Raw genomic sequence first — 12088 nt, 5'->3', positions numbered from 1 at the left:
TGGTGGACATACCTGCATCGTAATCTATCGAAAAACGATATATCTATATCGAAAAGCAATTCTTCACTGATTGTGCATATTGATATTCGATATGACTATCTGGTGCTGATGAATTGATTGTTCGGGGTTGATTTGCTGTAATGCAGGCAAAGCCGCCGACTTGTTTGTGAGCTGTTGTGATTTCGGCGTGTTGCCTACTTACCGTTCGGTAAGCTGAATGATATCGTTGTCACGAACAAAGTTGTTTTGATGTGGAAGGGTGCTGCAACCATGGCCAGTTTGTTGCTTGCGGTGATTTACGTAGCGTTTATTAGTCTCGGTCTGCCTGATGCACTGCTCGGCGCAGCCTGGCCGACCATGAGTCAGGATCTTGCCGTTCCTGTTTCTTGGGCGGGCGGCATTTCCGCTGTAATCTCCATGTTCACCATTGTTTCGGCGCTGATGTCGGACCGCATGACCTTGAAGTTCGGCGCCGGCCGCGTTACCGCCGTTTCCGTGGCGCTGACGGCCGCTGCGCTCGCCGGATTCTCCATTGCACCGAACTATTGGGTGCTGCTGCTCATTGCTGTTCCCTACGGTCTCGGTGCTGGTGGTGTGGACGCCGCATTAAACAACTATGTGGCGGTTCATTACGAAAGCCGCCACATGAGCTGGCTGCATTGCATGTGGGGAGTGGGTGCCTCCATTGGCCCGTACATCATGGGATTCGCGCTTTCTCGTGGCCAGGGCTGGCCTTGGGGATATCGCTACATTGCCATCCTGCAGGTAGTGCTTACGATAATTCTGGTGCTGAGCCTGCCGCTGTGGAAGTCCCGCAAACGCACCGCCGCTGAAGAACAGGCTGAGTCGAATGCTCAGACTCCTGCTGAATCCGCCGAGCGCAAGCCGCTTGGCCTGGTTGGTGTGCTGGCCATACGAGGTGCCAAAGAAATCCTCGTTATGTTCTTCTGCTATTGCGCCATCGAAACCACAGCTGGGCTTTGGGCCTCCAGCTATATGGTGCTGCATGCCGGCGTGGATAAAATCACCGCAGCAAGCTGGGCCAGCCTGTTCTACGTGGGTATCACCGTCGGTCGCGGCCTGTCCGGATTCATCACCATGAAGCTTTCCGATCCCGCCATGATTCGACTCGGGCAGGTGCTGGTGCTTACCGGCATCGTTGTGATGTTCATACCGCTGCCGCATCATCTCGGCATCGTGATTGGACTTGTGGTGGTTGGCCTCGGCTGCGCGCCAATCTACCCGTGCGTCATTCACTCCACGCCGACCTATTTCGGTGAAGAAAACTCCCAAGCCATTGTCGGCGTGCAGATGGCGTGCGCTTATCTCGGTTCGCTGGCAATGCCTCCGCTGTTCGGCGTTATCGCACAATACATCAGCATCTCCCTGTACCCGTGGTACCTGCTGCTGTTCTTGGTGCTGATGACTGTGATGCACGAGCGTTTGCGCAAAATTCGCGGCTGATTTGGATGTGATTCTGGCCTTATTTTGGCCTGATTTTGACCTGATTGCAGACTTCTCTGTTGAGGCCAGAATCCTTGAAATGTAGCCGTTTTGTTATTTTCCAGTATCACATGATTCGACCTTTGGCCCATGGGCCTACTATGCTGTGCAACCATGGAGAAAAGTGAAGAACATGAGCAGATGCCCGAACCAGTGCGTGATCGACTGGAAGCTTTGGGTAAAGCACAGGGTTCTGTGATTGTGGTCGGTTCCATGAATGCCGACTACACTGTGAGCACAAAACGACTGCCCAATCCGGGCGAAACCGTTAACGGCGGCGCTATGAAGGTGTTGCCGGGCGGTAAGGGAGCCAATCAGGCTTCAGCTGCAGCGCGCCTCGGCGCAAACGTGCAGCTGCTGGGTGCTGTGGGAGAGGACGCAAACGCGGACTTCCTGTTGAGCAAGCTGGACGAATCCGGCGTAGATACCGCCGACATCCTGCATGTTGAAGGCCCCAGCGGCACTACGCTGATTACCGTCAGCGCCGAAGGTGAGAACACTATCGTTTACTCTCCGGGCTCTAATTCCAAAGTCAGCGCCGGTTATGTGCAATCTCATCGCGATACCATCGCAGCGTGCTCGGTGCTTGGTTTGTGCTTGGAAAGCCCGATTTCCACGGTGATTGCCGCGGCTCAGACCGCTCACGATGCTGGTGTGACCGTATTGCTGAATGATTCGCCGTTCATGGACGAACTGCCTCATGAACTGGTTGAAGCAACCGATATTTTGCTGGTGAACCAGCATGAGGTAGCGCAGCTGCTGGGGTTGCCGGATGATGAAAGCACTGACGAATACGACTGGTATGAAGTGGTGGCCCGCTTCACTGATTACGGTTTTGATCGTGCGATTGTGACGCTTGGTGCATCCGGATCGATTGTGATTGAAGATGGACGTTGGCATCGTGTGTCCGCAGCTCAGGTGAAGGCCGTGGATACCACCGGTTGCGGTGACTCTTTCATGGGAACTGTGCTTGCAGGTCTTGCGGCGAAATTCACGCTGCTGCAGTCTGCGCAAATCGGTTCCTACGTCTCCGCATATGCTGCCACCAAGCTTGGCGCGCAAAGCGCCTACGGTACGGCTGAAGAGGTTATTGAGTACTTCAGCTGAAGCTGATAAGCGGGGCAAATCCTCGCATTGATATCCGTTGTGCCCCGCTGACGAGCCGTCAGTGGGGCATTTTGTTGCCTGCCCCGAGGTTTTGTTCCGCTGAAGGGCTGCCCGCTAATGTCGCGTGGCTGATTAGAATCGAACATATGTGCGAAAGTCTGAACCTGTTTGCTGAGCCTACCCGGGTATGGTTCTCGCATGCGTTCGGACAGCCAACGGAAGCGCAGAATCAAGCATGGCCAGCTATTGCTTCTGGTAAGAATGTGCTGGTCATCGCACCGACTGGCTCAGGTAAGACGCTTGCTGCTTTTCTGTCCGCCATCGACCAATTGATGAAGCCGGGGGATAGACAGACGCGTTCAAAGCGTACTGGTGTGCGCGTGCTGTATATCTCACCGTTGAAGGCGCTCGCTGTAGATGTGGCCAAAAATCTTGAACGACCGCTGGAAGGTATCGCGGCGCAATGTGAAGCGCAGGGTCTGGCCGCACCCAAAATCTCCATCGCTACTCGTTCGGGAGATACCACTGCTCAAGAGAGGCGACGCATCGCCTCGCATCCGCCGGATATTTTGGTCACTACGCCGGAGTCCTTGTATTTACTGCTGACCTCCAAAGCCGGGCGAATTCTCTCCACCGTGGAGACTGTGATTGTTGATGAGATTCACGCTGTGGCTGGCACCAAACGCGGTGCGCATCTGGCGTTGAGCCTTGAACGGTTGGAAAATCTGGTTGATGAAAGCCGCAGGCGGAACGCCTCTGATGGTGCAGATATGTGCCGCGATTTCCACATACAACGTATTGGTCTTTCAGCTACCGTGAATCCGCCCGAGGAAGCTGCACGTTTTCTAGGTGGCGGTCGAGCTGTAACCATCGTGAATCCAGGTGGAAGGCCAGCCATGGATCTGAAGATGGTTGAACCGCTGGAGAACATGCGCGACTTGAATTCCGCTAATGTGCAACATCGCGCAGGGGGAGTTGATATAGGGCAGGGCATGCCGCATATCAGTGGTGTCACGCCTGCTATGCAACGTCTGGCGGAACGTCGGGGACTTGTCGACGCTGGCTTGCAGGAAGATGCCGACGCGGGTCGCAGTCATCTTTTAATGGAAACCAATTCCTCCTCCATTCTTGGCGCGCGAGGTGACCGCACCTCCGGCTCCATCTGGCCAGTGGTGGAGCGCAGCATTCTGGATGAGGTTCTCAAACATCACACTACGTTGGTGTTTGTGAACTCTCGTGGGGTAGCGGAAAAACTGACGGCCCGCTTGAATGACATGTATGCCGAAAGTCATAGCAGCAGCGCCAACATTCAGACTGATAGAGCTGCTGCATCAATGGAAGACGCATCTGGAGTCAATCATCCTGCACAGCCTGTAGTGGCGAAGGATCAGTGGGCTTCTATGGGACCTGGCTCGCCAGAAGGCCGTGAAGGCTTTGCCGCACATTATGACGCCGTGGTCGGCTCCACCACTATGCTGGTCGGCTCACATGAGGGTAATGATGTAATCGCCATGGCCCACCATGGTTCGGTTTCCAAAGATCGTCGCAAAATGATTGAAGAGCGATTGAAGCGCGGCGAACTGCGTTGTGTGGTGGCCACCTCCAGTTTGGAACTCGGCATTGATATGGGTTCAGTGGACTTGGTGATTCAAGTTGATACGCCTTTGTCGGTCTCTTCCGGACTGCAGCGTGTAGGTCGCGCCGACCATCAGGTTGGGGGAGTGTCCCATGCATTGTTCTACCCGCTGACGCGTCAGCAGATTGTCACTTCGGCGGCAAGTCTGGAATCCATGATGGCTGGTGATATCGAACCACTGGCAATACCGCGTAACCCACTTGACGTACTTGCACAGCAGACTGTGGCCGAGGCGTCCATGCATAATCTCAACGTTGATGATTGGTATGCGACAGTTCGCCGTAGCGCACCATTTGCCGAGCTTCCGCGTGAAATGTTCGACGCAGTGCTGGGCATGATGTCAGGTGCCTATAACACTGAGGAGTTTTCTGCATTCAAGCCACGACTGATGTGGAATACAGAGGAGGGCGTGATCTCTGCGCGTCCTGGCGCACAGAAAATCGCTGTGACCTCAGGCGGCACGATTCCTGATCGAGGGCTCTACACAGTGGTGTTGCCGGAAGCAGATGCTGGCAAAGGTCAGCGACGTGTGGGCGAACTGGACGAAGAAATGGTGTACGAGTCACGCGTGGGAGACGTGATTACACTCGGCACTTCATCGTGGCAGATTCAGGAAATCACCCGTGACCGTGTGGTGGTAACCCCAGCTCCCGGACGTACTGCGCGTTTGCCATTCTGGCATGGCGAGGGCGCAGGCCGTGACTACGGATTCAGCCGCACGGTAGGTCGCTTCCTGCGTGAAACCACCGCCGGCCTAGTCTCTCCTTCTTCTGGCTTCCCGGAAGGCCGAGCCGCGGTGGCTACCCCCTCTTCTGGCTCCCCTGACGAGGGGAGCTGTCGCCGAACGGCGACTGAGAGGAGGTCCACCCCAAGCTTTATCCCAGCCATAGAACACCGTCTTCGCTATGACGGCCTTGATACGAATGCCATCACCAATCTCGCACGTCTCCTTACCGAGCAACAAGCTGCCACCGGTGTAGTACCAGATGACAAAACCTTGGTGGTGGAACGTACGCGTGATGAAGATGGTGGCTGGCGCATCGTACTGCTCAGCCCCTTCGGCCGTCGCGTGCACGAGCCATGGGCCATGGCCATCAGCCGACGGCTCGCCACCCGATACGGCTTTGACGGCCAAGCCTATGCCGCGGACGACGGCATTGTCATCCAATTACCGGACGGCGAGGGGCATATTCCCGTAGCTGATCTATTCCTCTTCGATCCGGAAGATTTAACCTCGGATGTGGAACGTCAGGTTGGTGAATCCGTGCTGTTCACCGCGCGATTCCGCGAATGCGCAGCGCGTTCCCTCTTCATGCCGCGCTCTGACCCAGGTCGCCGCGTACCCCTCTGGCAGCAACGTTTACGAGCCGCGCAATTGCTGCAATCAGCCCGCACTGTGAAGAACTTTCCTCTACTGCTGGAAACTGCGCGCGAATGCTTGCAAGATGTTTATGACATGCCCGCCTTGAATGAGGTAATGACCGGGCTCAATAACGGTCAGATTGCAGTCAAAGACGTGGAAACCGAGAACCCATCACCGTTTGCAGAGAACATCCTCTTCGGGTTCGTAGGTGCGGTGATGTACCAATATGATCAGCCGCAAGCCGAACGCAATGCACAATTGCTGGCTCTGGATCCTCAGGTACTTGAACGACTGTTGGGTACTGAGAACATGGCCAGTGTCCTTGATCCCGACGTGATTCATGCAGTAGCCGAAGAGCTTGGCGAACGCAGCTTTTGGAATGAGCTTGCAGCAGACGATATCACCGGGCGTGTCACGCGATACACCAAAACTCATGGACCATTTACTGCTGAGCAGCTTATCGAAGACCTCCATGTTCCAGTTACCGATGCTGTACATGTACTGGACGAATTGGCTTCCAAAGGAGATCTGCTCAAAGGTCATTTTGTAGATGACAGTGATGAGGGCCATCAACAATGGCTGCATAAGGACGTGTTTCGTCGCATTCGGCAACGTTCACTTGCCAAGGCGCGCAAAGCCGTCAAACCAGTGGAGCCAGCCGCATATCAGATGTTCCTCTTGGACCGGCAAGGTGTGGGTCCAGTCGGTGGCGAACAATACGAAGGCGCGGATGGATTGATGCGCGTCATCGAACAATTGGAAGGCGTTGCTTTGCCTGCGGCGATTTGGGAATCGTCTATTTTCCCCGTTCGCGTGCGTGATTATCAACCGGCATTATTGGATGAACTCCTCACCTCGGGCGATTGCATATGGGTCGGTTCAAAGACTGGCTCCACAGGGGTTACGGAACCGGGAGAGATCGCATTCTACCCAGCGGATTCCATACTGATACCTGACTCATCAGAGTCATCCCGGATACCATCCGAATCGCAACAGTTACAGTCAACCACCATGCCGGATGCTATTCTGCGTGCGCTATCAGCGGGCGGTGCCTTCCATGCGCGGCAGTTGATGGATGCTGCAAAACGAATCTGGAATGAAACCGCGGAGCCGGATATCAACCCGGACACCGGCGAAATCATTCCTCAAGAATGGAGCGAACAGCAGTTTAAGGACGCGCTGCTGAGCCTCGTATGGCAGGGCAAAGTTACCAATTCAAGTTTTGCTCCGATTCGCGCTGTGATGACAGTCGGTCAGGGAAGTCGCCGTACGGCTACGGTCTCTCGTAGGCGAGGCAGAGTTGTGCCGATCAGACGGGCGACTACGGATATGACATTATCTGGCCTGTGGTCAATGGTTGGCTCTGATAATGCGATCAATGACACTGTTGCCGATGGAGTTCTCCAGAGTTTAACGCCTCACGATTCTAATGAATCATCGGCGGTTGAGGTGTTGCAGGCCGAACGGGCTCTCGCGCTTATCGATACGCTACTGGATCGATACGGTGTGATTACGCAGCCGTTGGTAGATAGGGAGCATGTGTCGGGAGGCTATTCAGCACTGTATCCCGTACTGAAGCGGATGGAGGAGCACGGTCAGCTGGTTCGTGGCATGTTCGTACGCGGGTTTGGCGCTGCGCAGTTTGCACAGCGTGAGACTGTGGATGCATTGCGTCACCCATTGGAAAGCCGCGAACGCACGGTAGTGGCGTTAAGTGTGCTTGATCCCGCGAACTTGAGCGGCTCAGTAATCGACTGGCCGGCGGTGAGTGATAACGCTATAAAACCTGCGCGGCGGGCTGGCTCACTAGTGGTGTTGGGAGCTCGAGGACCACTATTGTTCGCTACAGTGAAATCCAAACATCTGACGGTCTTCCAAAACCAGTCGGATCGTGACGATGGCCTCGATGTCAAATCAACAGTTGATGATGCCGGGAACAGTAATGCCACACGGCAATCCGCTGATGCCCAGGCTGATGGTATCCGATCAGATGATGTCTTCTCTGATGATGTTTTGCGCAGAGCCGCAACCGAACTGGTCTATGCATTGCAGCGTGCCAGCTCCAACTCTGGTTTCAGTTCTGGGGCAGGGACAGTAACGCTCAGTGATGTAAACGGAGAACCGTTGAACGCCCGTCATCCCTTTGCCCGCATTCTGCACCAAGCCGGCTTCGTCCCCGTACCGCAAGGCATGCGATTGTACTGAAAGACCCGCAGAGTCATCTGATGCATTGACGGGATTGTTTATCCCAAGCATTTATGTGGCAAAATTAGTAATTGCTGTTTTTCGTCGTTGCAGGAGGTGTCATGGGCATTAAGACACCGAAACAGAAGTCTCGCTTATTCCAGCAGCGGCAACGAGTATGGGCGCAAGATACATCTGCAAACACATCGCGTATCTGTGGGAAAGTTCGTTTCCGTACTGAACTGGATGCGAAGATTGCTTTAGCTGGTACGCAACGTCAACGACGCGGTCGGGCAAGGACCAAAGAGGAGAAAAGATATTACCGTTGTCCTCAATGTCATGGATATCATTTGACGTCAAAACCAGGGTGGGGTGGAAAAGCTCACTATCGAGAAAAGAACAAGTCAGTAGCCAACGTGAACATTACCCCGACGAAGCTCAAGGGCGTCTCTGTGTTTATTGAGCATATTGGCGAGGAATGGATTTACACAATTCCGGAATTTGAAGCGTATGGAACTGCTTCTTCACAAGAAGAAGCAAAGCGAACCGTTCAAACAATCATGAAGTTTGTGGATGAATCCATCACTGCTTCATTTCGGTATTACTCGGATGATCAAGATATCGAGATGTTTTATGCTCAACAAGTGGCCGGGTCGCAAAACCCATGCACTACGATGAAGTCGTCATATATGGAGCCGTTGTTGAGACAATTAAGATCCACATTGTTCCGCAATGGTTTTCGATTTAGAAAATATGATTCGCGATATCCTGGGCCGCCAGATATTGTGCTGCCAAAATATCGCATTATGGTATTCGTTGATTCTTGCCTGTGGCATGATCGACAAGAGTGCCGTCGCAAGGCATTGCCGCCTGAATCGCAGCGAATCTGGCAGGAAGCACACGTAGAGGAATGGTGGCAGATGATGGAAGAGCGTCAGCAGCTAATTGATGAGGGCTGGGCCGTTCTTTCCTATTGGGAATGCAGATTCTGCGACAATCGCAAGCGTGCAAAACGTTTGAACTCTTTCCTGCATGATGTGCGTAATGTTGCGAATAATTCAGGAAAGAGTTCATGAATCCGGCTCTACAGATGTGTATTCTTTTATTCCTCGACTTCTCTCTTCTCGCTCTGAAGCCATAGAACGGTGGCGGTAGCCCAAGCAAAAGTTGTAAGAGCGCGCATTGCAATACGCGTATAATCTGGTTTTTCTTTTGCGAACTCGATGATTGTTGTCGCCGCATTAAGTGCAGTTGTAATCATGCACAAAGTCGATGTTTTGGGAATTCTCATGAATATCATTGTAAGTGAGTTGTTCGGTTATGAATGACTGTGACGTCGGCAAATCGTTGTGATTGATGAGCCGTGAGAAGGGGATTAGTAATGGGTGTGACCGGTACGATTATTGTGTGGATTGTCACGATTGTTGGGTTGGTGCTTTGCGTTGGTTTTGCGATTGCGGGCATCGTAGTGGCGTTGCACAAGCCGAAGGATGGCAGTTCGGTGCCGGTCGCGTCTTCGTATATTGCCGGTACGTTTGGTGAGAAGACGATTGCATGGACCGATGCCAAGGCTCGGGCGATTGCGGAGGGTTGCGGAGCCTCATATACGGCTTTTCTCAAAGGAGTGACTTCCGTGGTGTCCAGCAGCCGGCAGCTCGGCGGGCACTTGACGGTTACGGGAGGCCCAGATGGTTTGGAGGAGGCGGTTGCGCCTTTGCAGGTGCCGGTGCCACGTGACGTCGAGCCGTTCAATCGTGCCTATGACCGTTCGATTCGTATGCTGATGATTCGCAACCTCTATGGTCATCGTGTATTCATCTATTTGCTGGACTACGGCGAAAGCTTTGACGGCCTCAGCTATGATGCGCTGAAGCATGAGAATCTCACCGCGTTGGTGATTGCTCTGGATGAAGGATTGCCTTCCGCAATCGAATCGATCCTGACCAGGGCGATATCGGATTCATGCCCTTCGTTGGGTGGTGTTGTGACCGTTCCTGGTAATCATGTGCGATTCCTCACCGTACTGCAACCGGATTCGGCAGGCGTGCAGAACATGTACGAAGCCGTGGCTTCCTTGGCTTAGTTGATGATGCACCTCAGGCTATGACAGCTTGAGATACAGGCTGTCGCTGCCGGGAATCGGCTTGAATCCGAAATGCTCGTAGAATGATCGAGAACTGTCGTCATAAGGGTCGACGATTATGGCTCGTGATCCAAGCTGTTGGCTTATAGCATGAGCGCAGATAATGGCATCCTGCAATAGTCTCCACCCTAATCCCTCGCCTTGGAATCGTTGATCTACGCTCAGCATGCCAATAAGAATCGCGGGAATTCGGTCAGGAGTATTGCGACGAAGCCAACCGCCTAATACACTATCTCGGTTTACCGAATAAGCGCTTAAAGTGTAGAACCCTGCGATTTCTCCCTCGGTAGTGGTTGATATATAAGGCACTGCAGTGCCGTGTTTTGCTGCACTGGAAGCTCGTTCATGTGCCCAATTATCGATAAAGGAGATGCCGCAGGAGAAGCCTTGTAGGCTATCGCTCTCTTTCAGACGTCGCGGTTGCAAAAAGGAGTGTGTCAAGCCCATTGTGGATCCCTCATCATCAGTTCTTTGGCCTCGTGAGGCATGGGGGAGTCAAGTGCGGTCATGAAAGCATTGAATGAAGCGTCGTCCAAGCGCAGGGTTGTTTCTTTATCGATATCGCGACGTGCGGCATCGATAAGGTGTTGTGCGGTCCATTGAGTGAGCGTCGATCCGGTCAGTGAAGCGGCGCGCTCAATAAGCGCACGCTGCTCGTCAGTAAGGCGGATGTCCAAGCGTGATGTTTTTTGCGAAGTGATTGTTGCCATATTCTCAATTGTACGTCAAGAATACGTACATTATGTGGTGGGGGTATTGCCTTATTTGACATGTTTACGGCTAGTATTCTTGTGTTGCGCTCGCGAACAAGGTGGTGCGAGCGCAACAAGAGAATCATCTCTATTCGCCGATAATCCAGCGACGGCGCCTCTGATAGGCGATTGGATCATCCCAATCGCGCATGTCGTAGCCGTTGTTGGCGGCGATTGCTGCAGCGTTAAGGGCTTCACGCACTCGGTGGCTGGCTCCGTAGTCGGTAGTCCAGTCATCCTCAATCCAGCGCCAGTCGTGCATGCGGCGTGCGGGAATGTGCACATTGCGGCCGGCAGCGTAAGCATAGGTCCTTACGTCGGGGACGAGTCTTGATGATGCGCCACGGGGGAGCGGCCAGTACCAGCTGCGTAGATATCCGGCGCGCTTGGCCTCGTCCTCCATGATTCGATATGGTCGGTCCTTCCACGTTCTAGACATGGTGCTTTTCCTTTCAAGCTAAGTGACAGTTACTTAGCGGAAAGGCGCGGTGAATCCTTTCGTCATGATGACTCTCCTGGATCTCGATATAAGCGTGTACGTCGTTGGCTCGCTCAAACAGCATCCGATTTGAGAAAACCACACCAGATTACAACGTTGGGGAAGTAGAACACGTCGAACAATTTGTAATCCGGAGTGTAAGTACGCGCGCGGCTTGTTCCGACTGTTTTCTTGTATATGTGTATGCTTAGTGACTGCAATAGTACAAGTTCAGAGAGGAGCCGCCTATGAACAAAAATCAAAACAATAGGAACAGCAATAATAAGTTGACAAAGATGTTACGAATACTTCCGCAACCGATTGGAAAAATGCTATGGAAGGCGCCGGATGTGGTCGGAATTGGAATTGTTGTTGATCCTATAATGCGACGGTATCGCGATATCCGTGCGGAGCTCTATCACATTCAGCGATTGAGAACCGACGGATTCACCGACGAGGATGTCTGGGGCTTAGGGCGTAAAGAGAGTTTGCGCATGTCAAAGTTGCTCGCTGCAATGGAAAAACGATGTATGGGCAGTCCACAAGGATACGACGATAGGTCTCGCTGGTTAAAGAAGCGCGATGATGCGGATATGGAGCGCTGGCTGGATAGCGAACCAAGATGGTTGCTCTGGGAGTATCTTGAAAAAATGGAGCTTAATGCCCCGCATCAATCGGTGCGCGAGATCGGCATCGGCTATTGTGCGTGGCGTGAAGATCTGGAATACGCATCCGATGTGCTTGCGCTAGCGGATAAGTGGATTCCGTATGCGGAGGATTCACGCTACCGCGAATACTGCCGGGTTTTCGGAGTGGAAGAAGCCGAGAAGATCGCTAAGCACATTCGCGCTGAAGCACAACGTGTCTGGCACTGGATTGGCGACAATATTTACGATTTATGGGATTAGCAGAAGGGAGATGC

8 protein-coding genes and 3 pseudogenes are annotated in these 12088 nt (G+C 53.2%); 7 read left to right on the top strand and 4 right to left on the bottom strand.

Annotated features, from left to right (window positions below):
- Positions 1 to 270 precede the first annotated feature (270 nt).
- The 5 genes and pseudogenes from AC1AY0_RS06075 to AC1AY0_RS06055 form a co-directional block, all read left to right on the top strand.
- Complete coding sequence (locus tag AC1AY0_RS06075; RefSeq protein WP_476523237.1) at positions 271 to 1464, top strand: MFS transporter; 1194 nt, start codon at positions 271 to 273, stop codon at positions 1462 to 1464.
- Positions 1465 to 1644: 180 nt separating this feature from the next.
- On the top strand, positions 1645 to 2610 hold the full coding sequence (locus AC1AY0_RS06070; RefSeq protein WP_476523325.1) for a ribokinase: 966 nt from the start codon (positions 1645 to 1647) through the stop codon (positions 2608 to 2610).
- 146 nt (positions 2611 to 2756) lie between these two features.
- Positions 2757 to 3371 (top strand): annotated as a pseudogene (locus tag AC1AY0_RS06065) (DEAD/DEAH box helicase); the annotation flags it as partial.
- Positions 3372 to 3725: 354 nt separating this feature from the next.
- Positions 3726 to 7814: pseudogene (locus AC1AY0_RS06060) on the top strand (Lhr family helicase); the annotation flags it as partial.
- Positions 7815 to 8503: 689 nt separating this feature from the next.
- Positions 8504 to 8630: pseudogene (locus AC1AY0_RS06055) on the top strand (very short patch repair endonuclease); the annotation flags it as partial.
- Between the two features lie 265 nt (positions 8631 to 8895).
- On the opposite strand, the gene AC1AY0_RS06050 reads toward AC1AY0_RS06055, so the two are convergent.
- On the bottom strand, positions 8896 to 9084 hold the full coding sequence (locus AC1AY0_RS06050) for a hypothetical protein (RefSeq protein WP_476526037.1): 189 nt from the start codon (positions 9082 to 9084) through the stop codon (positions 8896 to 8898).
- Between the two features lie 90 nt (positions 9085 to 9174).
- On the opposite strand from AC1AY0_RS06050, the gene AC1AY0_RS06045 reads away from it, so the two are divergent.
- The gene (locus tag AC1AY0_RS06045; protein WP_476523240.1) at positions 9175 to 9876 is read left to right on the top strand and encodes a hypothetical protein; all 702 of its coding nucleotides are present in this window, start codon (positions 9175 to 9177) and stop codon (positions 9874 to 9876) included.
- 18 nt (positions 9877 to 9894) lie between these two features.
- Here AC1AY0_RS06045 and AC1AY0_RS06040 read toward each other — a convergent pair whose 3' ends face one another.
- The 3 genes from AC1AY0_RS06040 to AC1AY0_RS06030 form a co-directional block, all read right to left on the bottom strand.
- Complete coding sequence (locus AC1AY0_RS06040) at positions 9895 to 10245, bottom strand: GNAT family N-acetyltransferase (RefSeq protein WP_476523242.1); 351 nt, start codon at positions 10243 to 10245, stop codon at positions 9895 to 9897.
- A 128-nt stretch (positions 10246 to 10373) separates the two neighbouring features.
- Entirely contained in the window at positions 10374 to 10646 is a 273-nt protein-coding gene (locus tag AC1AY0_RS06035; RefSeq protein WP_476523244.1) for a type II toxin-antitoxin system TacA family antitoxin, read from the bottom strand.
- 130 nt (positions 10647 to 10776) lie between these two features.
- Positions 10777 to 11127 (bottom strand): hypothetical protein, encoded by a 351-nt coding sequence (locus tag AC1AY0_RS06030; RefSeq protein ID WP_476523245.1) that lies wholly within the window; start codon positions 11125 to 11127, stop codon positions 10777 to 10779.
- A 287-nt stretch (positions 11128 to 11414) separates the two neighbouring features.
- On the opposite strand from AC1AY0_RS06030, the gene AC1AY0_RS06025 reads away from it, so the two are divergent.
- Positions 11415 to 12074: a hypothetical protein gene (locus AC1AY0_RS06025; RefSeq protein WP_476523246.1), complete on the top strand. Its 660-nt coding sequence runs from the start codon at positions 11415 to 11417 to the stop codon at positions 12072 to 12074.
- The last annotated feature ends 14 nt before the right edge of the window (positions 12075 to 12088 follow it).

The organism is Bifidobacterium sp. LH_416, from assembly GCF_056357055.1.
This window is presented reverse-complemented; position numbering and strand designations above follow the sequence as displayed.